At 61.8% G+C, this 23,297-nt stretch carries 21 protein-coding genes; 13 read left to right on the top strand and 8 right to left on the bottom strand.

Annotation, left to right across the window (positions count from 1 at the left end):
* Positions 1-103 precede the first annotated feature (103 nt).
* The 4 genes from E2F48_RS17385 to E2F48_RS14155 all read right to left on the bottom strand — a co-directional run bounded on the left by E2F48_RS17385 (position 104) and on the right by E2F48_RS14155 (position 2,199).
* Complete coding sequence (locus E2F48_RS17385) at positions 104-241, bottom strand: hypothetical protein (RefSeq protein WP_165968781.1); 138 nt, start codon at positions 239-241, stop codon at positions 104-106.
* A gap of 245 nt (positions 242-486) precedes the next feature.
* Entirely contained in the window at positions 487-654 is a 168-nt protein-coding gene (locus E2F48_RS17380; RefSeq protein WP_165968780.1) for a hypothetical protein, read from the bottom strand.
* 536 nt (positions 655-1,190) lie between these two features.
* The gene (locus tag E2F48_RS14160) at positions 1,191-1,505 is read right to left on the bottom strand and encodes a DMT family transporter (protein ID WP_133404621.1); all 315 of its coding nucleotides are present in this window, start codon (positions 1,503-1,505) and stop codon (positions 1,191-1,193) included.
* A gap of 55 nt (positions 1,506-1,560) precedes the next feature.
* The gene (locus E2F48_RS14155; protein ID WP_133404620.1) at positions 1,561-2,199 is read right to left on the bottom strand and encodes an HD domain-containing protein; all 639 of its coding nucleotides are present in this window, start codon (positions 2,197-2,199) and stop codon (positions 1,561-1,563) included.
* A 312-nt stretch (positions 2,200-2,511) separates the two neighbouring features.
* On the opposite strand from E2F48_RS14155, the gene E2F48_RS14150 reads away from it, so the two are divergent.
* The 9 genes from E2F48_RS14150 to E2F48_RS14110 all read left to right on the top strand — a co-directional run bounded on the left by E2F48_RS14150 (position 2,512) and on the right by E2F48_RS14110 (position 13,097).
* Positions 2,512-3,438, top strand: a complete 927-nt coding sequence (locus E2F48_RS14150) for an ABC transporter ATP-binding protein (RefSeq protein WP_133404619.1) — start codon at positions 2,512-2,514, stop codon at positions 3,436-3,438.
* A 2-nt stretch (positions 3,439-3,440) separates the two neighbouring features.
* A complete protein-coding gene (locus tag E2F48_RS14145) occupies positions 3,441-4,262 on the top strand; it encodes a hypothetical protein (protein WP_133404618.1) in 822 nt (273 codons plus the stop codon).
* Positions 4,263-5,076: 814 nt separating this feature from the next.
* Positions 5,077-6,285 carry a YbfB/YjiJ family MFS transporter gene (locus tag E2F48_RS14140; protein ID WP_165968779.1) on the top strand — a complete coding sequence of 403 codons (1,209 nt, stop codon included), beginning with the start codon at positions 5,077-5,079 and terminating at the stop codon, positions 6,283-6,285.
* Complete coding sequence (locus E2F48_RS14135) at positions 6,266-7,345, top strand: GlxA family transcriptional regulator (RefSeq protein ID WP_133404616.1); 1,080 nt, start codon at positions 6,266-6,268, stop codon at positions 7,343-7,345. Before E2F48_RS14140 ends, E2F48_RS14135 begins: the two co-directional genes overlap by 20 nt.
* Before the next feature lie 363 nt (positions 7,346-7,708).
* A complete protein-coding gene (locus E2F48_RS14130; protein WP_133404615.1) occupies positions 7,709-8,875 on the top strand; it encodes a serine hydrolase domain-containing protein in 1,167 nt (388 codons plus the stop codon).
* 165 nt (positions 8,876-9,040) lie between these two features.
* The gene (locus tag E2F48_RS14125) at positions 9,041-9,424 is read left to right on the top strand and encodes a hypothetical protein (RefSeq protein ID WP_133404614.1); all 384 of its coding nucleotides are present in this window, start codon (positions 9,041-9,043) and stop codon (positions 9,422-9,424) included.
* 314 nt (positions 9,425-9,738) lie between these two features.
* Positions 9,739-11,331: a serine hydrolase domain-containing protein gene (locus E2F48_RS14120; RefSeq protein WP_133404613.1), complete on the top strand. Its 1,593-nt coding sequence runs from the start codon at positions 9,739-9,741 to the stop codon at positions 11,329-11,331.
* Between the two features lie 934 nt (positions 11,332-12,265).
* Positions 12,266-12,727 carry a Fur family transcriptional regulator gene (locus E2F48_RS14115; protein WP_281274810.1) on the top strand — a complete coding sequence of 154 codons (462 nt, stop codon included), beginning with the start codon at positions 12,266-12,268 and terminating at the stop codon, positions 12,725-12,727.
* 130 nt (positions 12,728-12,857) lie between these two features.
* Positions 12,858-13,097, top strand: a complete 240-nt coding sequence (locus tag E2F48_RS14110; protein WP_133404612.1) for a hypothetical protein — start codon at positions 12,858-12,860, stop codon at positions 13,095-13,097.
* Positions 13,098-14,369: 1,272 nt separating this feature from the next.
* On the opposite strand, the gene E2F48_RS17740 is transcribed toward E2F48_RS14110, so the two are convergent.
* Together E2F48_RS17740 and E2F48_RS14105 are read right to left on the bottom strand one after the other, a co-directional pair.
* Complete coding sequence (locus tag E2F48_RS17740; RefSeq protein ID WP_281274809.1) at positions 14,370-14,498, bottom strand: hypothetical protein; 129 nt, start codon at positions 14,496-14,498, stop codon at positions 14,370-14,372.
* Positions 14,499-15,323: 825 nt separating this feature from the next.
* Positions 15,324-16,037 (bottom strand): hypothetical protein, encoded by a 714-nt coding sequence (locus tag E2F48_RS14105; RefSeq protein ID WP_165968778.1) that lies wholly within the window; start codon positions 16,035-16,037, stop codon positions 15,324-15,326.
* Positions 16,038-16,307: 270 nt separating this feature from the next.
* Between E2F48_RS14105 and E2F48_RS14100 the strand changes: the two genes are divergently transcribed.
* Positions 16,308-16,898 carry an NADPH-dependent FMN reductase gene (locus E2F48_RS14100; RefSeq protein WP_133404610.1) on the top strand — a complete coding sequence of 197 codons (591 nt, stop codon included), beginning with the start codon at positions 16,308-16,310 and terminating at the stop codon, positions 16,896-16,898.
* Between the two features lie 257 nt (positions 16,899-17,155).
* Here the strand turns inward: E2F48_RS14100 and E2F48_RS14095 are convergent, their stop codons facing one another.
* Together E2F48_RS14095 and E2F48_RS14090 are read right to left on the bottom strand one after the other, a co-directional pair.
* Positions 17,156-17,638 (bottom strand): DUF2975 domain-containing protein, encoded by a 483-nt coding sequence (locus E2F48_RS14095; protein WP_133404609.1) that lies wholly within the window; start codon positions 17,636-17,638, stop codon positions 17,156-17,158.
* A gap of 228 nt (positions 17,639-17,866) precedes the next feature.
* The gene (locus E2F48_RS14090; protein WP_246019138.1) at positions 17,867-18,703 is read right to left on the bottom strand and encodes a serine hydrolase domain-containing protein; all 837 of its coding nucleotides are present in this window, start codon (positions 18,701-18,703) and stop codon (positions 17,867-17,869) included.
* Between the two features lie 65 nt (positions 18,704-18,768).
* On the opposite strand from E2F48_RS14090, the gene E2F48_RS14085 reads away from it, so the two are divergent.
* The 3 genes from E2F48_RS14085 (at position 18,769) to E2F48_RS14075 (ending at position 23,262) form a co-directional block, all read left to right on the top strand.
* Positions 18,769-20,142 carry a hypothetical protein gene (locus E2F48_RS14085; RefSeq protein ID WP_185149826.1) on the top strand — a complete coding sequence of 458 codons (1,374 nt, stop codon included), beginning with the start codon at positions 18,769-18,771 and terminating at the stop codon, positions 20,140-20,142.
* 79 nt (positions 20,143-20,221) lie between these two features.
* Positions 20,222-21,877 (top strand): FAD-dependent oxidoreductase, encoded by a 1,656-nt coding sequence (locus E2F48_RS14080; protein WP_133404607.1) that lies wholly within the window; start codon positions 20,222-20,224, stop codon positions 21,875-21,877.
* A complete protein-coding gene (locus E2F48_RS14075; protein ID WP_133404606.1) occupies positions 21,877-23,262 on the top strand; it encodes a sensor histidine kinase in 1,386 nt (461 codons plus the stop codon). Before E2F48_RS14080 ends, E2F48_RS14075 begins: the two co-directional genes overlap by 1 nt.
* Positions 23,263-23,297 lie beyond the last annotated feature (35 nt).

Raw genomic sequence — 23,297 nt, 5'->3', positions numbered from 1 at the left:
ACGTCTGCCACAAAGCTGTGTCAAGAATCTTTTACATGACCAATTGTGCCATTCCAGGTCGCTGCTCGTGGAGAAGGCTGCCGGGCGCGGACAAACGAGAACGTCAGTCGACGGTCAAAACCCGGACTGCCCGCTCGAACAGCTCTGCCGCGATGGCTTCGAGCGCAGCTCGGTGATCGGCGTCGCTGTCCTTCGGCGACGGAACAAGGCGGATTGCATCGTCCGTCTTGACGTTCTCCATTCCGCCCCAGCTCTCACCATCGGAATCAAGGACTGATCCAGAACCGTTGGACCATACCCACTGAGAGCGCGGTGCACTCGAAGAGCAGGAGAGTCCATCGGAGATGCAGTTTCACCGTCGCTGCCGGCCTGGCCCTTGCTGGCGGCACACGGGAACCGGTGCGGCAGTGAATGAATCTGACGCGGTCATTCCGGTTGTCCGCGACGAAAAACGCGATGGCGAATCGGGCCGGATCCCGAGGGCTCCTAGTTGCGTAGGATGCCTTCCTGCAAGGAAGGGGCGGCGGCGGGGCGGCGCCGGCTTTTTGTGAGGTTAGCGACAACCCGCTTGGCGAAGTCCTTCCAGAACTCTTCCTCTTTGGCCCACTCTGCAAGCCAGAGGCGTCGGGCAGGCTTGATCGCTGTGTCGTCCATGAGGCGAGCCTAAGGGTAGAGCTGGTGGATCAGTGGCTGCCGGCATACGTGTTGCTTTCGAGGTTGTTGCCGCTGCAAACAGGCCCGGGCCGAACAGTGCGGCGATAACAACGTACAGGCCGAGAAGCAGTCGGTGCAGCGTCGATTCCATTTCCGCGGTCAGGACCTCCACAGCCTGCCGGTAAATGCTCGGTACATCAGGAGGTCGGCGAGCAGTCAGTAGCCGTCGAGCTTGAACAGAGGGGTGGCATTCATCAGCACGGAGATGATGACAGCATCGCCGCCTGCTGCACCAGTTCCCGTGTGGTCCCCGACGGCAGTGTACGGCTGATGGTTAAGAGCAGGCCGGACCTGTGCCTCGGTGCCTCGGCGCGCATGGGTGCGTGGGATTCTTCGGCCGCATCACCGGCGAACAGATCCCGCGGAGGCGCGGCGCGCAGCGACAGCGGCGAGCCGTCTCATCTGCTCTGACCGCGCATATGACGCGCTGTTAGCGGAGAGGACAGATTGATGACCGTTCGCGAATGGACCTCTCGTCAGTCAGTCAGCTTCAGTCCAACTATGCATCCGACAATTCCGAGTAAAAGTATCACCTTCACAATTGATGCGGACTCTCCACCAAAAAACATCGCGTAGGCGGCGGTGAGTGTCGCACCGGTTCCCACCCACACGGCGTAGGAAGTTCCAACTGGCAGAGTCTTGAGAGCATATGTAAGCCCCGCCATGCTGAGGATAAACGAAGCACCGAAGATGATGCTGGGGAGGACCTTTGTGAATCCCTCCGTCTTAGCGAGTGTCGTGGCCCATACTGCCTCCAGGATACCCGATATGATTAATACGACCCAAGCCATCAGAAACGCGCCTTGTTGGCTCGATTGTCCCTTTGGATGATGATTTCCTCCCGACCTATTCGGGCCATGAGGAGCCCTTAATCACCTCGACGAAATTCATCCTCGAATAGCCTTTAAAAAAGTATTCGAGGACGTCCGCATTCACTGTACCGAACGTGGAATTCGGCCGGTCTTTGAAACCGTCCCGGAAGGCTTCGAGAATCGCCTTCTTGAAACCACTTCGCGGATGAGCAGCAATCACGGATGTAAGGTCGTCATGCGTCAAGTGTTCCAGGCCAAACCCGAGCACGTCCGCTTCTACACCGGCAGTGACGAGTGCAACCTCCGGCTCCATGCGGTAAGGAATTTCCGGGGTGGTGTGCAGTGCGATGCTGTTCCAAGCCTTCTGAACATCAGAGTCCGGCAACCCATAACTCCTTAGGAACCGAGCCGCAGCATCCGCACCGTCAAGCTCAAAACGCTGGTCGGTGCGCCGGTATCCGTCGACCAGGCCGAGGTCGTGAAACATGGCACTTACGTACAGGAGTTCCGGGTCCGGTTGCAGATCCAACCGCCGGCCCTGCAGGGTGCCGAAGAGAAACACTCGGCGCGAGTGCTGGAAGATCAGATCCGGTGCCATCGTGCGTACAAGTTCGGTCGCCTCCTTGGCCATTTTGCTGTCCGGGATGGAAATTCCTGCGATCACTTCGCTCATGCTGCCCTCCTGTTATCGACCAATTCAATACTGAGCCTAGAGCTGGATCTGCCAATCTTTTCTATAATGTCCATATTTGTGCACAACATGTCCGGATATGTGCACTGAGGCAGGCGACGCAGGTGGTCGCGTAGCGACGTCGGCGCTCAAGGCGGGAATTTGACGCGAACCTCTGCGTGGACATAGCGTACATTCCCGTTGCAACCCGGGTTTGCTGGAATATTCGTTATCGAGGTTCTTAAGCACAAAGTCCCGAATAGTGTCGAAAGGCAGATAGGCAGTGGTCGTTTTGATAAAATTTGAGAGGCCGGAATGATTGAAGTGCGGAATTTGAGCAAGGCCTATGGCCCCAAAAAAGTCGTAGATGAGGTCAGCTTCACGGCTGAACCCGGAACCGTCACCGGATTCCTAGGGCCGAACGGAGCCGGCAAGTCGACCACGATGAGGTTGATTCTGGGGTTGGACGAACCAACGGCCGGATGGGCGTCCGTGAACGGAAAACCCTTACGTAGGCATAAAGACCCTCTGCGCCAGGTCGGCGCGCTCTTGGACGCAAAAGCGGTTCAGCCGGGAATTAGCGCCGAGAACCACCTTCTCGCCTTGGCCGCCACACATGGGATCAACCATGGCCGGGTCCAGGAGATGATCAGCTTCGTCGGGCTCGAGTCTGTCGCCAGCAAACGGGTGGGCGGATTCTCGCTTGGCATGCACCAGCGGCTCGGCATCGCTGCTGCCCTCCTTGGTGACCCCAGCACCGTCGTGCTCGATGAACCAATCAATGGGCTAGACCCCGAAGGGGTGCTTTGGATTCGGCAACTCCTGCGGCAGTTAGCGGACGAAGGGCGGACGGTGTTCCTCTCTTCGCACCTGATGAGTGAGATGGCGCAGACAGCTGATCACCTGATTGTGATCGGCAGGGGCAAGATTCTCGCCAGCGATACGCTGGCGAGCATCCTAACCCTCAACCGCACGCAAAACCTCGTAATGGTCCGCAGCGATGAACTTGACCGTCTGTGCGACGTGGTTCTCGCGGAGGGGGCGAACGTTCGAATGACTTCTGAGGACGGGATGGAAGTGGATAAATTGCCTGCCCGGGAAATCGCACGCATTGCTGGCCTGCACAATATTGCGCTGGACGAGTTGAGACCGCTGCGGCCGACCCTCGAACAGGCTTATCTGAACCTGACGGCACACGAATCCGAGTACTCATCCTCCACCTACACGCACGAAAAAGGCTAACAATGCAACGCACTTCATCGACCGGTGCAAGGACCGGCCGGGGTCCCTCGATCTATCTGACAGCGGCAGGCATCCTGAGATCCGAATGGATCAAACTCAAAAGCCTGAGGGCCGCCCGTACCCTTTTCGCTCTGACCGTAGTCGCCATCATCGTCACCGGTGTCGGAGGAGCGATCGCCCTTATCGGGTCGCAGGGAGGCAATGAGCTGGCTCAGGCGCGGGAACCGGCAAGCGCCCTTCACAGCGCCGGCCTTCCGCTGGCGCAGCTGCTCGTTGGTGCTGTGGGGGTTCTCTTCATCGCGACCGAATATGTATCGGGCTCGATCAGGACGACGTTCACCGCGGTTCCCCGACGCGTTCCGGTCATCACGGCCAAGGCTGCTGTGGCCGGCACGGCGAGCTTCGCCGTTGGCGGGGCGTCTTCCCTCCTTACTCACGTCGCGGTTCAGGTGGTACTCGCTGCAAGTGGAACTGCTGTGAGCATGTTTCACCCTGCATCACTGATCAGTGCTGTCGCGACGGGACTTTATTTGGCCTTCATCGCTGTTATCGGTGTGTCCCTCGGAGTAATCCTCCGAAGCACGGCCGCCGGAATTGTCCTGCTGGTCGTCTTGTTATCGGTGCTTCCAGGCCTGGTGCCACTGCTTCCATTGCCCGGGTCTGAGCAATACCCCCTGTTCTTCCCCGCACAAGCCGGGGCTCAGATGATCGCCGTCGTTCAAGAAGGGTTGCTGACTCAGTGGCAGGGCGGTGTGGTTATGGCCTTATGGGCAGGGTTCTTCACCCTTGCCGCTGCGGCATGGATTCGAAAACGAGATATCTAGGAACCGGTGGGGCGAGCGGCCTGGCCTGACAATGTCGCTCGCGCTCATCGCCTACCGCTCATGGCTGTAGGTCCACTTCCACCATTTCCAATGTTGGGGGGAGCGAAGCCTCGACACGCTGCGGCCACTGCGCCCTTGCAGTGGGTCTCATACCTGTCATAGGGGTCTCCGGTGCTGCGCACTGAGACGAATCCGGTTTACCTGGTCCTTGAGCCTTCGGCAGGCATAGCTAACGATTATGTACTGGCAGGGCCAGCGTCTTTGCATTAGGTCAATGATCGACGGTCTATGTGGCCCGTATCAAGGCCTTCGTCATCTCGGCATCTTGGTGAAACCGGTTCGTCAAGTCAGCAGCTGAGCATCCGTCTACCGCTTACTGGGGTGCAACTGTCTTCCGGTCCACCGAGCAAAGGTCGGCGGATGATTCGGAGCAGGTGTTGGTCATCAGCGATATGCCGGCAGTCGCATCCATGGGAAGGGGATCTTCATCCAGCACAAGCCTCTCGGAACCTTCTGGGCCAGAAGTGGGCGGACCACGGACAAGACACACCCTGCGCCTGCGCTTTACCTGAGGCTTATCAACTCGACCGCGGGATAGCCAGTGCGAGGCAGGGCCGTTACCGATTCGTTTCTTGACCGCACCCCTAACAACCCGCGACCCGCGGTCGCCCGACCGTGAGAAAACCAGCTTTGGGGAGGCTTGGCCAGATCTGTGGATGGCGCGTCTGATATCGCGGTATGGAGCGTCAGCGGCAGCCGGTTGTACCGAATCGACAGCACTTCCAACCTACAGAAAGCTGATTCCATGAGTAGCGTGCCGCTCGAAGTCTCACAGTCACGAGGTACCCTGTCCACGCCGTCCCCGTGGCTCATCGCGCTCGGCCTGGCGGCTGGTCCGGTAGTCGCCCTTGGCTTCACCCGCTTTGCTTACGCACTTCTTCTTCCTGCAATGCGAGAGGACCTCGATTGGTCTTACACCACGGCCGGTGGTATCACGACTGCTAACGCTGTCGGCTACATTCTGGGCGCAGGTTCGGCTGCATGGTGGGCCAGAACATTCGGTGCCCGGCAAGTCTTCGTAGGGGGAATGCTCATCAGTGCCGTGTCGCTGCTTGCCTCTGGCGTGAGCGGAGATTTCACCTATCTGACGGTCGTCCGGTTCATCGGCGGTCTGTCGACGGCCGTTGTTTTCGTCGTCGGATCCGCACTGGCCTCCCGCATCCATGCCACGTCGGCGAAGCACTCGGCAAAGCTTGTTTCCATCTACATGGCTGGGGTCGGCATCGGAGTCATCCTCTCCGGCTTCGTCATCCCGGCCGTGCTCTCCCACTTCGGCAACCGCGGCTGGTCCGCGGGATGGCTCGTGATGGGGATCCTCGCCGTCATCGCTACGGTCGTTGCGGGCATCGCTGCGGGCAGGATCGAGAAGGCAGGGCCCGCCAGCGCGAACAGACCGTCGATGAAATTCCTGCTCCCGACGTTCGCGTGGTATCTCCTGTACGGAGCCGGCTACGTCTCCTACATGACCTTCGTTATCGCGCTGCTCAACGCCCAAGGCCTTACCCGGTGGTCCACTGCCCTGTTCTTCATCGTCCTGGGGACCGCTTCCGCCGCCGCCACCCTGTTCCTTTGGGGAAAGATCATCGGTAGGCTCTCATCCGCCCAGGGCCCCGCGGTGGTGTCGTTGGTCGTACTGATCGGTGTTCTTCCGGTGCTCCTGTGGGGCGGAATTGTTCCTGCGCTCGTCTCCGCAGTCATTTTCGGAGCAGGCTTTATGGCGGGCCCCACAGCCGCTACAGTGATCGCCAAGCGTTCCCTTCCTGCTTCCGCGTGGACGGGAGGGATTGCCGCCCTCACGGTGGCTTTTAGTGTTGGACAGGGAATTGGCCCTGTGGTGTCCGGTATCATGTCGGACACGTCGTTTGGAATCAGCGGAGGCCTCTGGCTTTCCGTGGTCCTCCTCGCCGTATCCGGGCTCATCGTGTCGTTTCAGAAGGAACGAGATGGATCCAAGACAGCCTAGCCCTGTCGGTGCGGCCACCGTTGTAGAGCAACACCACGTCGTGGTGTTGCTCTACAACGGTGTGCAGCTCCTTGACGTGACCGGCCCCATCGACGCTTTTTCCTCAGCCAATGCCTTCGGTGCCTCCTATGCCATTACCAATGTGTCCATCAGTGGCGAGGATGTAATCACCAGTTCGGGCGCGCGATTCGGCGTTGACTCCGCATTGAGTGAGCTTCCTGCGTCGATTGGCACGCTCCTGGTCCCGGGGAGTCCCAACTGGCGTTCATCCATTTCCAACACCGCTCTGCTCGACGCAATACGACTGCTTTCAGCGCGCAGTAAGCGAACGGTCTCGATCTGCGCCGGCGCGTTCCCTCTGGCCGCCACCGGATTGCTCCAGGGGCGCCGCGTCGCGACTCACTGGAAACTGGCCGCTCAGCTGGCCCGAGCGTTCCCTAAAGTGCATGTTGACTCGGCATCGATCTTCGTCCGCGACGGGAAGTTCGTCACGTCAGCTGGGGTGACTGCTGGCATTGACCTGACCCTGTCCCTCATCGAACAGGACGCCGGCTCGGAACTGGCGCGGGAAGTGGCAAAGGATCTTGTCGTGTTCATGGCAAGACCCGGCAACCAGTCACAGTTCAGCGTGCGTCTCGACGCGCTTCGCACCGAGCATTCGGTCGTGCAGACTGTGCTTGACCTGATCACCGAAAATCCACGAAGGAAGTATTCCCTCGCCGTTTTGGCCGCCGCCGTTGGTGTCAGCACCCGTCACCTCACCCGGATATTCAGGGAAGAAACGGGAAAGTCACCCCTCCATTTCGTCAATCGGATCCGCTTGGAGGCGGCGTGTACCCTTCTCCATTCGACCAATCTCCCTCTTTCAACGGTCGCCACCAAGTCCGGGGTCGGGTCAAGCGAATCGCTGCGACGCCTCTTCCTGCGTGAGCTTGGCATAACGCCGGGAACGTACCGAGCCAGATTCAAGACGACTGAGCAGCCGTATCAGGAAGATTCTGCGCACCCAGCGACCAGGGCGAAGGAAGAATACCTGGGCGGCCTAAACGCAACGCTGTAGGCGTGGCCCGTCCTGCAGCAACCCACCGCTGCTTGCGCACGATGGGATTCCCTCCGTATGCCCGGTCATTCGCTGGGTGTCCGCATCTCTTTTCACCATTGACCCACGCGCGTGAACGGCCCGTGGGTCCAGACGGATCCAGTGGTCAGGGTTCGAGTTCCGTCGGGGGCTTCGACTGCATCGTGCTGGAAGGAGGTCGGCTGGGCGTGGTTCCTTCTTAATCCCAACCACACGTTCCTATGAAGGTCTCATTCTGTGGGAGGCCAGTCCGTTATCGCGGTAGTTTCCCCGCTGTCAGGTCCGTTATGTCAGTGGTCCATTTCTTTATGGACCGATACGTCGAATCAACTGAGCGGAGATCTCATGTTCGTAAAGCCATTAGTCATCATCACGGCAAGTCTTGCGTTACTCGGTGCCGGCCTTCCCGGCGCCACCGCATCAACGGGCGGATCGCTCGAACAGCGTGCGCCTGAACGGGCCGCCTCAATCCCTGAGTCGGAGGTGCAGCCGTACCTCGACGCGATGACCGATGAAGGGATTCCGGGGGTGGTCGCACATGTTCGGTCAGGGGAGGACAGCATTTCGCTCTCCTCCGGTGCAGCGGACCTAGCTCAGGCTGAAGCGATGACACCCGGGCACAAGGTGAGGGTCGGCAGCTATACGAAAACCTTTACGGCCACCATGTTGCTTCAGTTGGTGGATGAGGGCAGCGTGTCCTTGGAGGACAGTGTTGAAAAGTGGCTGCCCGGGTTGGTTCCGGGCGGAGAGAACATTAAGCTGAGACAGCTTCTCAACCACACCAGTGGTCTGTTCGATTACACCTATGATCAGGCCGTTATGGCCCCGTACCTGAATCCCGACGGAACGTTCACGGTTTCCAACCACTACTCCAGCCCCACTGAGCTGGTCAACGCCGCCACCTCGCACGCGCCGAACTTCACCCCGGGTTCCGATTGGTCGTATTCGAACACCAACTACATCCTGGCCGGACTGGTGCTTGAGGCAGCCACCGGGCGCACCTATGCCCAGGAGCTACACGCACGCATCATCGGTCCGTTGAATCTGAAGGGGACACAGTTCCCTGAAAAGCGCACTTCAATACAGGAACCGACCGCTCACGGTTACCAACTGTATGGGGACGATTCTGGCCCTATGGACGTAACTCGTATGAGTCCGTCCTTCTCCTGGGCGGCCGGCGGGCTCACCTCAACAGTGGAAGACATGTCCCGATTTGGGGCTGCCTTGGTGGGGGGTGAACTGCTGTCCGAGGCGCGTTTGGCTGAGATGAAGACAGTTGTAAGCGCCCCCGAAGACGGTTTGGCGTATGGCCTCGGGCTAACCCGAATTGATGTGTGCGGGGTCACGTTATGGGGTCACGGCGGTGACGTTCCGGGCTATCACAGCAATTCGTTCGTCTCCGGGGACGGGAAGATTCAGATCTCGATGGTAGCCACCGCAGGCCTCGATACCTGGAACGCGGAGCAAGGAGCCAACTGGAGTTCGGCCATGCACGCCGCCATCTGTCCTTAGTCCGAAACTTCGTTCACCAAAGACTCGACAGCGTGCAACCGGTTCGGCTTTTCGCAAGCTGGAACACCTGAACGAACTGGAAGAATCGTTGCGAGCTCTCCCCGGAGGGCGGTTGCACCGCACACGGTCCGGCTGCCCGGAGGCCACCCCACATAGAAAGCAACAATGAATAAAGTACTGGGTGCTGCGTCCCTCGCAGCTCTGACGCTCGCCCTATCGGCATGTCAGAACTTCTTCGACAGCAGCACCGCCTTCGCCAGCATCCAAGACCTCCGACACGCAGTCCGCGATGCGGATGTGGGGTGTCCGGGGATCCACGCAATAGACACCGCAGGAGTCGGAGAGAAAGTTCTGCAATGTGAGGATGACCTCACGCTTCGGTGGTACACCGAGGACTCCGAACTCGCAAAAGCTGTGGTGGGCATGACGCTCAACCCGACTGGACAGTCCTTTCTCACGGGCAAGAACTGGCTTGTCCAGGGCGCCTCAGAAGAACTAGACGTACTGCAAGGCTCCCTCGGCGGGGAAATAACGGATTACGAGAAGTAGTGCTGCCCTGCCCGCCGGCCTCGTGCAAGGTCCTGTGAGGTAGTTCGCAGAGAAGCTCCGGCCGGCTGATCTTTCGTGGACCGGCCCGTCGACCGTCGATTCGCCATGCTCGGTTCAAGTCCAGCCCTAGACGACTTCGGTGGGCCGGCGATCGTTAGGCCCGTCATCGTGTCCTCATGAAGCGTCAGCCACTGCTCTCGCACCTACCGCTTCGCGTGTCCCGATCTGGGGGATAGGCGGCTTATTGCGCGGCTCATTCCTGGTGCAGCGCAAGTTCTACTGCACGACAAACAAATAATCACGCAAGGAAACTAATGAAACATGCGTTATCGGCCATAGGTACTGCTGTGCTGGCTCTTATGCTCCTGCTTAGCGGATCGCTAAGTGCCGCGTCGGCCACTAGTCCGAGTCAGCCCCTCGCGCCGGGGTCACCATCAGCTGCCAACATCAAAGACATCGAAGAGTACTTCACAGCACGAATGAAGGAACTCCGGATACCGGGCGCCGCCTTGGGAATCACCAAGGACGACAAGATCGTGCACATTGCGACGTACGGTCAGGCCGATGGCGACCGATCAGTGACGGGATCCACCCCGTTCAAGATCGGTTCCACGAGCAAGTCCTTCACCGCAGTGGGTGTAATGCAGTTGGTGGAGCAAGGCAAGCTCAATCTGGATGCCCCGGTGCAGAGCTACGTTCCCTGGTTCCAGGCGGCGGATGCCGGCGCTTCCGCTCGCATCACCGTCAGACATCTGCTCAACCAGACCAGTGGATTCAACACCGCCGCCGGCATGTCATACATGTACCACACGGATGTTGCCGAGGACGCTCTCGAGCGAGAGGTGCGGGCATCACGTGACTTCGAACTCGCCACCGAACCCGGCGAGAAGTGGGCCTACTCCAACCGCAACTACACCACGTTGGGCTACCTGATCCAGGTCGTCTCGGGTCAGAGTTACGAGGACTACATCGCAGACCATGTCCTCGCTCCGCTCGGTATGGAAAACACGTACATGTACTTTGATGAGGCGAAGGAGAACGACCTGGCTGCCGGCCATCAGTTCTGGTTCGGCATGCCGATCAAGGGTGGTGGGCTGGCTACCAACCGCGCGATTACGCCTACAGGCGCAATCTCATCCAGCGCCGAGGACATGTCCAAATACTTGATTGCCCACCTTAACGGTGGAAAGTACGGCGGCGGACAAGTGCTGTCCGCCGAAGGAGTGGCGCAGATGCACGAGGGCGCTGTAACCACCGGAAGCGGTTCTACCAAGTACGGCATGGGCTGGATCGAGAGCACCATTGGGGAAAACCCCGTGTCGACGCACAACGGGGACACCGGTGACTCCCACGCCACCATGATGGTCTCCCCGTCTACGGGGTACGGCGTCGTGGTGCTGATGAACGGCTCCAATGGTCAGGCCCGGTTGGATATCCCCGCAGCGGGAGTGATGAGCATGCTCATGGGAACCACTGCGCCGGATATGCCGAGTGAATTCGGCGAACTAGTTACCATCATCACCTTGGTCCTGGTTGCCGTCCTTGCAATGCAACTTGCAGCGCTCATCCGTTCAGTCGTTCTAATCCGCCGCTGGCGCAGATATCCTGCTCGACGCCCGGGTGGGAAACTCCGAACGCTGATTCGCATCGGCGTTCCAGCACTGATCAGTTTCGTGTGGGTGCTTGTGCTGGTGTTCGTGGCACCGGCGTTCCTGAGCATTCCGATTACGGCCATGTCCGGCTTGGACTTCGGATGGTTGATCATCGCGAGCGGCACGATCGCGCTCGGCTGGGGAGTCATTGTCCGGCCGCTGCTTGCCAACCGGTCGGTTCGTTTCACGCCAAGGAAGCCCGACCCGTTCGAGAATTCAGCAGATCTCCCGGTATTCCACAGGCAACCCATGTAGCGATCGGTTGTCCCGCCGGGGAAGTGGTTTGAACCGCTTCCCCGGTAGGGCACGGACCCTGCTGGAGCGGGCGATCTGATACCGCTACCGAGTTGGCGACGATGTGTTGCGAATGCCGGAGCGGTGTTGATCGCCGTGGGTTGTGGCTTTGGTGCATACTTGGGAGGCCGGCGGGGAAGTAAGAAACTCAAAGAAACCGACGCATACCGGAAAAATGGTTGAGCAAGCGCAGCAAAGCCACTGGATAGCGGGACCAGCCCGAAACAGCGGATTTCCGGGGCCTGGAGTCCGGTTCGAGTCCCACTTCGGGCACATGTTTCTCCTAGTCAGACGCCCTTTTGCTCTATGACCGTGGACAGTCGGCCCAATTCTGCGGTCCGGGTGCCGGTTCTGGTGGCTGTTTTGGAGTTTTCCTGAGGCTGGATGCCGTCTTTCGGTCGCGAAGCCCGGGGTGGGCGTTCTTACTACTTCATGGGGGAGCGGTGGTGCAGCTACATGACTGAGGTGAGAGTTTTTGGCCTCACCCGTGGGCGGAAACGGGTCTCGCCAAGTACCGGGATCGGTGCTGTCATGGAATCAGAAGCCCGGCTGGTTCTCTGAGGGGGTGACGGTGAGCGGGCCCGGTTCCGATCCGGTTTTGGCCCGGCAGGATCTGAGGAAGTCCCTGATCTTGGTCGGCGGGTTCTCTGCCACCCTGTGCTGGTGGATCGGCCTGACAGGTTTCGTGAACAGCGGGGGCAGCGCCGCATTCTTCAGCATTCCCGTTCTCTTGACCCTCGGAACGTTTCTGGCCGCGCGCACGCGCAGACGGTGTGCGGCCAGACACCTCCAGGAACCCCGCCGCCGGCCGGCCGTCCTCCGCCTCCCAGCCCGCCCGGGCCAGGCCCAGGTCTAGTTGTTTTGAATTCATCAAAACAACTGCTATAGTTGAAGCATGGCGTTTACAACTGACTCCTTAACCGGCGATCAGATGCTCCGGCAATCAATCCGGGCAGCCGGGTTGAAAGTTACAGCGCCGCGTGTGGCCGTCCTTGAAGTGTTGCAGCACAACCCGCACTCCAGCGCCGAACAGGTCTTCACCAAGGTGCAGGACATCCTCAGCGGTTCGTCCACTCAGGCTGTCTATGGGATTCTTGCAGCTTTCACCAGCGCAGGCCTCGCCCGGCGCTTCGATCCTGCCGGGCATCCTGCCCTCTTTGAAAGCCGGGTGGAGGACCACCATCATCTGGTGTGTGTTTGCTGCGGGGCGGTCCAGGACGTCGACTGTGTCATAGGGGAAGCGCCCTGCCTCACCCCCTCGGACTCCTCCGGGTTCGCCATTTTCGGCGCGGAAGTAACCTTCAACGGCCTCTGTCGTCCATGCCAAAACCAGGCAGAGACCGGACCAGCCGAATAGTTCCACCATCTCTGTGGCACCCGGAACCGCATCCGGGTGCCACCGCTACCCACAGCCCGCAGGCAACGAGTACTCAGCCCTGTCTGCAGCCCACCTTCCGGCGCAAGCCGCCCCCACTAAAGGATTCACCATGACGTTGCTCGACCACGTAAGAATCAATCCCTGTGACACTGCGGCACACCACACCAACAGGTACCGGCCCGCAGCACCCCTGGGCGGCAGGTATGTCACCCAGGCGGAGCCCGCACCGGAAACCGAGGGCACCTATGTGAGCACACCGTCCTGCCTGGCGCCGCCCCAGCGCGGGACATACGTGACGACCTCAGGCCCTTCCGGCTCCACCCCGGGCGGATACACGTTCTCGAACTAGCTGGACCTGATGCGCGGATGCGTTCCGCGTGCCTCCTCGGTCAGGCGGATCAAACCGCAACCGGTACTGCCGCGCAGCGCCCGATCCCCACGCCACAGGTGTGCGTTGACAGCACCTTGGGAGGAACAGGTGTCTGATCAACGATCCCTTTCAGCGTTTGGGGCGGGTCTCGCACGAAAGCACCGGTCGCACGGTGCTTTCGTGCGAGCCTGCGCATAGCCTGCTGACAGCGGTGTCCGATGTCCGCACGGCAAAGTCAATGGAAATGCCACGCCTATCCGTTTTCGGGCCCCGGTGGCTGGATCGTCAGTTACCTGCTGGTTTGAGCGGTCAGCAGTTCGCGCGCGTCGGCCGTTAGTGCACGCGCGTCACTTCCGTCGCGGTGCAGCAGGCCGCAGCCATCGAGCTCGACTGTGATGATCGACCCGAGTTCATGCCCGCCCCGGCTCGGCCGGAGCGTCAGGAACATCGTCGCCGACTCATCACAGGAGCGGGACACTGGCCCGGACGCGGCAACATCGGCTACCAACCGGGCGGGCGCCGTGTCGAGCGTTCCACCGGCAACGAATCGGCCTGTATGAAGCGTGCCTGTTGCCGGAGCGGCCACCGCCCCGTCCGGCTCCGACCCGTCCGGCTCCGACCCGGTGGACTCCACCGCGTCTGCCGGAGCGGGCTCGACCGCATAACGGCACCAACGCATTCCATCTATCTCGGTCAGCACCGTATCGGTTATCGGCGTGGGGGGAGCCGGTGTCGCTCCGACGGTGCCCGAAGAGGAACCAGCCGATGGAATCGGCAGCGGCATCCCCTCATCGAAGGGGGCAGTCCATGCCGCCGCACATCCGCTGTCCAGACTCAAAACGTTGACACTGAGGGAGTGCAGTTCCCGATCGTCGCAATTCCGAGCATCCAACGGATCCCGATGCCTCATCTCGCCATGTGGGGATATGAAATAAAGTGGATCGGTACAGCCGTTGCTGCCGTGAGCGCTGGGGGTACGTGGGCCGGATGCACGTTCTCGAAGCTCACAGGAGTCCCTGGTTGCGCGATTACAGGGAGTAGCATTCACCTGTTTCTCTCGCTTTCACTGTAGGGATCTCGACTGCTAACTTCCGCGGTCAAGGTCCCTACAGTTAATTCCGCGGCCGGTGACCTATCCGGCGCCGGTGATGTCCCACTCGCCGACTGACCAGGCGAAGCGCGCAGGAGGCGGAATCCACAGGCGCACTCGGTATTCCGGCAGGGCACTATCCCTGCCCACCGGGTGACACGTCAGTGGGTGAGCCAGGCATCGAAGTCCACGGCGTCGTACCGGGCGGTGCGGGGCGAGAGGGCGTACCAGGGCGGCCCGTAGAGCGCGGCCACTTCGCGAAACCTAAGCAGGAATTTCTTCTGTGTCATGGCAGAACCTCCTGAGTTGTGCGGAACAGGACCCGGACCGGAGTTCCGGCGAAGGTATCCTTTTTGGCCACCGTTCCTTTTGGCACGCAGTGGCGTGGGCAGGCTGCCTCGTTTGTCATTGGCCGGCGTGGCGCGGCACCCAACCAAGCCACCTGGAGAGCATTGCGCCGACGACCGAAAACCGCGACTACCAATCGGCGTGATGAAGAATCCCTGACCGGGCTCTTTTGAGGGTGGACACCGTCTCGATCACCCGGGAATTACAGCTGGGTGGGATCAAGGAGGGGCTGGTTAAGCGGGGGTGTGGACAGTGTCCACACCTGGGGGTTCGGATCGGGTCGTACTTCGGTTGGACTGGGCCGGATTCCGCATATTTGCTGAGGAGCCCAGTATTCGCAAGGGCCGGAGTTCGGTTCGAGTCCCACGTCGGGCACATGTTTCCCCCAGTCAGAGGCCCTTTTGCTCTCTGACTGTGGACAGCCGGCGCAATTCCACGGTCCGGGTGCCGGTTCTGGTGGCTGGATTGGGGTTCTGGGGGCGGGGTGCCTCCTTTCTCTCGTGAAGCCCGGGTTGGGCGTTCTTACTAGTTCATGGGGGCGCGGTGGTGTAGCTGCATGACTTTGGTGAGATTCTTTGGCCTGGTCGTCATCCTCGCCGCAGCTCAGGCGAAGCAGCCACCCAGGGTTGATGAATCACGAGCACCATCACCAGGAGCAGACTTGAAAGTCCGGGAGACGTTCGGGGCAGCGGCGGCGAAGCTCGGCGGCAGAGCGGAGATGGCGCCATCTGACCCTGCGACGGCGAGGACCAACGGTGTATCGGGTCTTATCCCCGCGCCGCAGGCAGGGGCGCTATCGTTCCGTCCGGGTGACGCAGGCCTGCCAATTCCAGGGTGCCTGCGGGGGTGAGCTTGTAGGCATAGCTCTCACCCTCGGCCAGTGCCCCGAGGCTCTCATCCGATGGGAGGTGCTGGGTGAGGGTCTGGCCCGCATGGGCATAGGACCACTCAAGGGGGCCGCAGACCGCGATGGTCCCGTCGCGGTACATGATGCCGACCTCCGTTATCGTCCCAGGGGTTCCCTCGGCGTTATCAACCCGGGCATAAACTGACTGGCCCGCCGGCAGCGGCGTTCCTGTCGCGGGGACCCGTGTCCCGTCGTCGGTAAGCGGCCGGGGAGGCTGGGGCCGGCCCCCGATCGCTTCACACGCCGATACCGGGCGGACCGGGGCGCCGTCTGCCTCCTGCCCGCTCCCCTGGGTGCAGGCGCCCAGGGAAACCTCTTTCGAGGGTTGCATTCCGGGGCCGTTCATGACTTCGCAGACTGGCTGTGAGACGGACTGGACCTGATCCGGGGGCGTCTCCAGCGGCAGCGAGGAGGTGGCCGCGGTGTAGAGGATGCAGTACCCGAACGCGGCAATACCGGCCACTGCCGCCAGCGTGCTGCGCGGATACGGTAGAGAACCTCCGCGGCTGACCGCCGGGGGCGTCGGCTGGCCGTTAACGCCCTCCCGGCCGGTGTTGCCGGCCGGTGCGTTCATGTAGGGCCCGGAGTTCTCAAATGCTGGTGATGCTCCCAGATCCGTGATCTGCAAGCGGCTGGATGTGTCGGCCGAATCTGGTCCATGAGCTCGTTGTTTCCCCATCGGCCAAGAATATGCAACTGCCGGCCCGCATCCGGGCATCGGCCCTGTGTCGCCCTTTGTTTGCGGTGCCCTTGCGGGAATGAAACCCTTCGACAGTCCGACACCGCCGACATCCGGGTGTGAGGTACGGCCGGGCGGAAAGCGATGGTCGTTTACAGTGGGCCAATGCCCATCGACGCGTTGCTGCTGCCGGTGATTTCCTCGAGCCTGGACGCCGATAGCCGAAGCAGGGCACTGGCCCTGCGCGCCGCGGAATCACTCCGGAGCGCCGGACACGAGGCGGTGTTTGTGGATCTGGCCGAGGCGAACCTGCCGGCGTTTGACAACCGTGCGGCCTTCGTTAGCGCCCGGTTTCAGGAGATCCATGAGCTGATCCGTACGGCCGATGGTGTGGTGCTGGCGTCCCCGGTCTATAACTGGGGGCTGGGCAGCAACCTGAAGAACCTGATCGAATCAACCGGGGCCACCGGGGACGGACAGCGCACCGCGGCGTGGTTCGACAAGGTCGTGACCTTCATCTGCGCCGGCGGTCTTCCGCACAGCTACATGGGTTACACCGCGCTGGCCAGTTCGATGATGTTGGACTTTAAATGCGTCATCAACCCCTACGCCGTGTACTCCACGGACAGGGACTGGGAGGCTCCGGACGCGCCCTCGGGGCAGTTGCTGGACCGGCTGAAGAAAACCCTGACCGTGCACACGGAACTGGCCACGCTTCTCAAAGACAGGATGTATTCCTCCGGGTGGGAGATATGAGCAGGAGATTCATCCGCCAGGATAGATTGAGCACGGGAAATGGTGGAGACGCCTTGAGGATTCCGCCGCCCAGGACCAGCGCGATGACCGGCAGGTGAGCAGGCGGCATGTTGCGTCTCGAGCTGAGAAGCAGCTCCGGCCCCGACCTTTTTGGGCGCGGCATCATTCTGCAGGAGTGATTCCGGCTCTGCCTACAGCTTCGCTCATCGGCGCGCTACGCCCGGTTACGTGCTTTTCAATCGCTCTGCGGATCGCCCTTAGACAGCGTGGCCGAGTTGCACCGGCGTGCACCCAACATTTCGCAGACGAGATCGCAGGACCCGCAGGACCACCGTCAGTGCTGTGCCTAGAACTACACCGCCCAGAATCGAGAAGCCAAGGGCGGGCGGGCCGGGGATCATGAACAGAGTGACCACGAGGATGGCAGTTGCCACTGCGAGGGCTCCTGCCATGAAGCCGACAAGCTTGAGCGCCGAGGGCCCGAAGATCCGGTGATCCCGGGTGTATCCGGTAAGAACCGCGGCAGCGGCCAGCACGGCTTCTACGCAGATACCGAATGCGAGTGCCGCGGCAACGAGAGGAGCCTGAAGCTGAGAAAACTCGGGGTAGGCCGCTGCTAGAGACTGTGACTTTATGACGGAGAAGATTTGTCCGGCGACCACTGCACCGAAAAGCAGGCCAAGAGCCGTCCGCGCCACCACGACTGTGAGGGCGCTAGGGTACTGCGTTGAAGTGTGCATACACGGAAGTATCGATAGTCAATCGATTGAAAGTCAATAGATGGATGGTGGCGGTCCTGCCCGGTCTGAGACCTTCGGACTATCGAGCCGGCGCCGTCTCCAGGTGTTGCGGTGGAGGATCCCTAGGCGTGACACCTGTGGAACCGATCATCCGCTCCGGAATTGGAAGGGATTTGGGTGGGTTGGGTTCGTGCCGCACGCCGTGGCCGGTGTTGCTGCTGCTGGCCGTCAGCGCGACTTGGTTCCTTCGCCGGTAAGGGCCTGGACTGCGAGTTCCGCGAGGCGGTGATCGCGTGACTCTTCGTGGGCGGTCATGGTGACGACTGCGTTGTGGGCCTCATCGACGATGACGTATTGGCCGTAGCGGCCATCGAGGCGCCAGCACGCGCCGGGGCCGGCCCAGGCGGCGAGCCCGTAGCGTTCGAAAGGAGCCGGGCTGTTCGTGTGGATCCATGATGAGTGCATCCGGTCTATCCAGGCCGGGTCGAGGAGCTGCCGGTTGTTCCATCGGCCGCGGTCGCGCAGCAACTGACCGATGCGGGCGAGTTCCTCGTTGCGCAGCTCCAGTCCGCTTCCGCCAATGATCCAGCCCTGCGGGCAGCGGTGCCGCTGCGGGTTGTGGATGCCGAGCGGGTCGAACAGGCGCGGCATCAGCCAGTCGTGCACATCGCCGACCGCCGCGCCGAGCATCCGCATCGCCACATACGTGCTCGCATCGCTGTACTGGAAGACGGCACCGGGGTCCTGTGCCGGCCGGCGCAGCATTTCCTGCGCAAGATCCGGCCACGGCGCGGGTTCACCGCCGAACCAGGCGAAGTCGATACCGCTGGACATGCTCCGCAGGTGACCCACCGCAACCCGATCCACCCCGGACCCGAGTTCCATCCGGGGGAGGAGGTCGGGCACCCGGGTATCCATGGTAAGAATGCCTTCGTCGACCGCCATCCCGATGGCGAGGGAACAGACTCCCTTTGACACCGAGTAGATGTTCTCTCGGTCATCGCTGCGCCAACGGCGCTGGGCGCTGTCCTCACCGACCCGAACATGGACGCCATCGGCGCTCAGGCCTCCGTGGAAGCCGGGGGAGTTCCGTTTTGCTATTGATAATCATTTGCGTTTAGCCTGAGGGCATGCCGAACTTCCCCCGCACCCTTTCCCTGTCCACCGCCATGGCCGCTGCACTGGTCCTCAGCTCGTGCGCCACCCCCGGATCCTCGACGTCCGACGGCGGCACCCCCACAGATCCTGCGTCCTCCGCCGCCGGGCAGGAGGATGAAAAGGCCGACCGTCAGGAGGTGGATGGACTGGCCCCGCGCGCGGTGCTGACCTACGACGGGGGCCTGATGACGGTCGGTACCGAGACCGGCGAGGTGGTCACAACCACCGAGGCAAAAGGCTTCCTGCGGCTGAACAACGCCGGGGACGGGCGGCACGTGCTGATCAGCGACGGTGACTTGTTCCGGATCTTCGACAGCGGCCTCATCGCTGAGGGGCACGGGGATCACGACCACTACTACGAGACGGCACCCGGCCTCACCGGCGCCAGCATAGAGGCACCCGAAGCCGCACACGTCGTCGCGCACGAGGGGAAGACCGCGCTCTTCGCCGACGGGACCGGAGGAATCACGGTGATGGATTCCACGGCCTTCAGCGACGGCAAGGTGGCCCCGGACGAGGTTGAGGAACATTCCTCTGACGCAGCCCACCACGGCGTCGCCGTTCCGCTCAGCAGCGGGGACCTGTTGCTGACCCAGGGCACCGCGGAGGCGAGCAACACTGTTCAGGTGGTTTCCCCCGAAGGCGACGTCATGGCCGAAACCACCGACTGCCCGGGCGTCCACGGCGAAGCCACCGCCCAGCCCACCGGGCAGGGGGACGTGGTGACCCTGGGCTGTGAGAACGGTCCGGTGATCTACCGCGACGGCGCGTTCTCCAAGGTGCCCGTGGAGGAGCAGTACCAGCGTTCGGGTAATCAGTTCGGCCACCACGGGTCGCCGATCGTGCTGGCCGACTACAAGACCGACCCCGACGCCCAGCAGGAACGGCCCACCCGCATCGGGCTGATCGACACCCGCAACGCGTCCATGAGCACAGTGGACCTGGGTTCGCCCTACTGGTTCCGCTCCCTCGCCCGGGGGGCAGACGGTGAGGCGCTGGTTCTGACCTACGACGGCGCACTGAACATTCTGGACGAGGAAACCGGCACCATCATCCACCAGGTCAAGGTCACCGCGCCCTGGGAGGAACCGGCGGAGTGGCAGTCAGCCGCACCGGCAGTGAAGGTCGGCACCGACGGATTCGCCTACGTGACCGAGCCCGCCACCAAGAAGCTGCACGTGATCGACACCGCCGCCGGCACCCTCATGCACAGCCTCGACCTGCCCGAAACCCCCGTCGAACTCGCGGTCCTCACCGGGGAGGCGGAAGCACCGGACCACGACCACGAGAAGGACCACGCCGACGGCGAAGACCAGACGCGTTCGGCGGACCCATGGACTCACTGACCCGCTCTGGTTAGGCTTCATGCTAGGTCTCCCGAGCAGATGGGTCACGCCACATGGCTGTAACCAGGGAAATCCGGTCATGACTAAGCCGAACATTCTGACGGTCGACGATGACCCGCAGGTTTCCGCGGCGGTTGCCCGCGACCTTAGTAACAGATATGGGTCTGAATTCAGGATTCTCCGGGCTACCTCCGGCGCCCAAGCCATGGAAATCCTCGCGAAGCTGGCACTGCGGGATCAGGGAGTTGCGCTGATCGCGGCGGACCAGAGGATGCCTCAGATGACGGGGATCGAGTTGATGGAGCGCGCGCGGACGCATGCTCCAGGGGCGAAGCTCCTCCTTCTGACGGCTTACGCGGACACCGATGTCGCAATCAAGGCGATCAACGACATCGGCCTCGATCACTACCTGCTCAAACCTTGGGATCCGCCCGCTGAGCGGCTGTATCCGGTGGTGGATGACCTGCTCGATGACTGGCGTCGGGCCAATCCCGATCACACATCTGATGTGCGGGTGATTGGCGCCCGCTGGTCGGACCGCAGCCACGAGATCAAGACATTCCTCGCCCGCAATCATGTGCCCTACCGCTGGCATGACATCGAGAGGGACACTGAGGCCGCGCGTCTGCTGGATCTTGCGGGAGCAAGCACGGCGGATATGCCGGTGGTTGTCCTGCCCGATGGTTCAGTACTTTCTTCTCCAGCGACCCTTGCTCTGGCCTCCGCATTGGGTCTGCGCACAGTTGCTGAGCGGCCTCTCTACGATGTCTGCATCGTTGGAGGGGGACCGGCCGGTATGGCCGCGGCCGTTTACGCAGCGTCAGAGGGACTCAGCACCGTCGTCGTCGAGCGCGAGGCGCCGGGCGGACAGGCAGGCCAGAGCGCAGCTATTGAAAACTACCTCGGCTTCCCGAAGGGCCTGAGCGGCTCCGATTTGACGCAGCGCGCCATGGCACAGGTAGCACGCTTCGGCGCGGAAGTAGTACTCGCGAACGACGTTGTGGGCTTCGAATCGCGGGGGCAGGCGCGGGCAGTACTTCTGAGCTCGGGGGAGCTGGAGGCACGGGCACTTATTATCGCCACCGGCGTTTCCTACCGGAGGTTGGAGGCTGAAGGGATCGATACCTTCAGCGGCCGGGGAATTTACTACGGCGCCAACGCCAGCGAGGCCAACCAGTGCGCGGGTGAGGATGTCTACATCGTCGGAGCGGCCAACTCGGCTGGCCAGGCCGCCATCAACTTCTCGCGTTTTGCAAAGCGGGTGATACTCCTCGTGCGGTCAGGCACGCTCGAGACCACCATGTCCCGGTACCTCGTGCAGCGGATCCTCGCTTCACCGGTGATAGAGGTCCGCTACCGGAGCGAGGTTGTGGCCGCGCGCGGAGATGGGCACCTTGAGTTCCTGGAACTCGCCGACCGGGGCAAGGGACTGACGGAGGAGGTGGCGGCCAGCTGGCTCTTCATCTTCATCGGTGCTTCTCCTCGAACCGACTGGCTGGGTGAGGAGGTCGTTCGTGACAAGTTCGGTTTCATCGTCACCGGTCACGACCTGATGAATCCCGGCAATCCCGTACCTTGGCCGCTGAGCCGCGGACCATTCGCGCTGGAGACGAGCGTGCCCGGTGTCTTTGCCGCCGGTGATGTCCGGCTTGACTCGATGAAGCGTGTGGCATCAGCGGTGGGCGAGGGCGCCATGGCTGTTTATCTCGTGCACCGCTACCTGGGAACAGTCTGATGGACGCGGGCGAGCTCCGGGGAATCAGTCTCTTCAAGGGTCTCAGCGACCAACAACTTTCCGACCTCGTCGAAACGGGCACCGAGGTCTTCATCGAACCCGGCGTCACCCTGTGGGACGAGGGCGAACCAGCGGACTTTTGGTGGGTACTCGTCGACGGCGCCGTGCAGCTGCTTCGTCACATCGGACGTGAAGACACCGTCGTCGGGAAGATGGATGTGCCTGGACGATGGGCCGGCGGCTTCCGTGCCTGGGACGAAAGCAGTGTTTACCTGGCCACCGGACGGGGAAGGGAGGAAGGACGGCTGCTCCGGGTCCCGGCCACGGCCCTGCGAGGGTTGTACGCCGAGTGGTTCCCCTTTGGCGTGCACTTCATCGAAGGCTTGTACGGGACGGTGCGCCGGGTCGAATCAACCATTCGACAGCGAGAGGCGCTGGCGACGCTCGGCACGCTTTCGGCCGGCCTGGCCCACGAAATCAACAACCCGGCCGCGGCGGCAAGCCGCGCGGTGGACGCGCTGGAAGACGCCTCGCAGATGCTGCTCGCATCAGTGGGCCGCCTTTCCCGCACCGGCATCACACCTGCCCAGTTCGCCGGGCTGGAGGCCCTGCGCGCAGACCTTACGATGACGGCGTCAGTTCCGGATGCACTCGCGCTTGCCGATCTGGAGGATCTCCTGACCGACTGGCTGTCCGCGCGGAATGTGGAACGGGATTGGATTATCGGCCCGACGCTCGCCGCTGCCGGCGCGGACCTGGAATGGTGCACCCGTGCTGAGTCGTTGTTCGAGGGGCCCGCCCTGAATCCGGTGCTGGAGTGGGTCGCCGCTGCCCTGTCCATGGAGAAGCTGCTCTCCGAAGTTAGGGAGTCAACACGGCGGGTCTCCGAGCTCGTCGCAGCAGTGAAGTCCTATTCACAGATGGACAGGGGCTCGCGCCAGAATACCGATGTCGTTGAAGGCCTCGAAAGCACGCTTGTCATGCTTGGGCACAAGCTCCGCGGTGGGGTGGAGATCGTGCGCGAGTACAGCGATGACCTTCCCACTATCGACGCCTACCCGGGCGAGCTGAACCAGGTGTGGACCAATCTGATCGACAACGCAGTGGACGCGATGGACGGCGTCGGCACCCTGAGGGTAGCTACCCTCAGCGACGGAGCCGAAGTTACCGTAGAAATCGGGGACACCGGTCCGGGTCTTCCACCACCGGTGGCGAAGCGGGCTTTCGAGGCGTTCTACACAACGAAGGACGTCGGTAAAGGGACCGGGCTTGGTCTGGACATCGCTCGAAGAATCGTCGTCGAGCGGCACGGCGGGACGATCGATCTCGAATCGGTTCCCGGCAGGACGGTATTCCGCGTCTGCCTCCCACTCGTTCAGGCCTGACGCTCGACCCCGCCGCGTGCTTATCGCTCTCAGTA

The organism is Arthrobacter crusticola (assembly GCF_004357995.1).
Taxonomy (GTDB): domain Bacteria; phylum Actinomycetota; class Actinomycetes; order Actinomycetales; family Micrococcaceae; genus Arthrobacter_D; species Arthrobacter_D crusticola.
This window is presented reverse-complemented; position numbering and strand designations above follow the sequence as displayed.

Excerpts from the sequence above, each read along its gene's own strand:
- E2F48_RS17385 (WP_165968781.1), bottom strand. The coding sequence starts at position 241 with ATGGAGAACGTCAAGACGGACGATGCAATCCGCCTTGTTCCGTCGCCG.
- E2F48_RS17380 (WP_165968780.1), bottom strand. The coding sequence starts at position 654 with ATGGACGACACAGCGATCAAGCCTGCCCGACGCCTCTGGCTTGCAGAG.
- E2F48_RS14160 (WP_133404621.1), bottom strand. The coding sequence starts at position 1,505 with ATGGCTTGGGTCGTATTAATCATATCGGGTATCCTGGAGGCAGTATGG.
- E2F48_RS14155 (WP_133404620.1), bottom strand. The coding sequence starts at position 2,199 with ATGAGCGAAGTGATCGCAGGAATTTCCATCCCGGACAGCAAAATGGCC.
- E2F48_RS14150 (WP_133404619.1), top strand. The coding sequence starts at position 2,512 with ATGATTGAAGTGCGGAATTTGAGCAAGGCCTATGGCCCCAAAAAAGTC.
- E2F48_RS14145 (WP_133404618.1), top strand. The coding sequence starts at position 3,441 with ATGCAACGCACTTCATCGACCGGTGCAAGGACCGGCCGGGGTCCCTCG.
- E2F48_RS14135 (WP_133404616.1), top strand. The coding sequence starts at position 6,266 with ATGGATCCAAGACAGCCTAGCCCTGTCGGTGCGGCCACCGTTGTAGAG.
- E2F48_RS14130 (WP_133404615.1), top strand. The coding sequence starts at position 7,709 with ATGTTCGTAAAGCCATTAGTCATCATCACGGCAAGTCTTGCGTTACTC.
- E2F48_RS14125 (WP_133404614.1), top strand. The coding sequence starts at position 9,041 with ATGAATAAAGTACTGGGTGCTGCGTCCCTCGCAGCTCTGACGCTCGCC.
- E2F48_RS14120 (WP_133404613.1), top strand. The coding sequence starts at position 9,739 with ATGAAACATGCGTTATCGGCCATAGGTACTGCTGTGCTGGCTCTTATG.
- E2F48_RS14115 (WP_281274810.1), top strand. The coding sequence starts at position 12,266 with ATGGCGTTTACAACTGACTCCTTAACCGGCGATCAGATGCTCCGGCAA.
- E2F48_RS14110 (WP_133404612.1), top strand. The coding sequence starts at position 12,858 with ATGACGTTGCTCGACCACGTAAGAATCAATCCCTGTGACACTGCGGCA.
- E2F48_RS17740 (WP_281274809.1), bottom strand. The coding sequence starts at position 14,498 with ATGACACAGAAGAAATTCCTGCTTAGGTTTCGCGAAGTGGCCGCGCTC.
- E2F48_RS14105 (WP_165968778.1), bottom strand. The coding sequence starts at position 16,037 with ATGAACGCACCGGCCGGCAACACCGGCCGGGAGGGCGTTAACGGCCAG.
- E2F48_RS14100 (WP_133404610.1), top strand. The coding sequence starts at position 16,308 with ATGCCCATCGACGCGTTGCTGCTGCCGGTGATTTCCTCGAGCCTGGAC.
- E2F48_RS14095 (WP_133404609.1), bottom strand. The coding sequence starts at position 17,638 with ATGCACACTTCAACGCAGTACCCTAGCGCCCTCACAGTCGTGGTGGCG.
- E2F48_RS14085 (WP_185149826.1), top strand. The coding sequence starts at position 18,769 with ATGCCGAACTTCCCCCGCACCCTTTCCCTGTCCACCGCCATGGCCGCT.
- E2F48_RS14080 (WP_133404607.1), top strand. The coding sequence starts at position 20,222 with ATGACTAAGCCGAACATTCTGACGGTCGACGATGACCCGCAGGTTTCC.
- E2F48_RS14075 (WP_133404606.1), top strand. The coding sequence starts at position 21,877 with ATGGACGCGGGCGAGCTCCGGGGAATCAGTCTCTTCAAGGGTCTCAGC.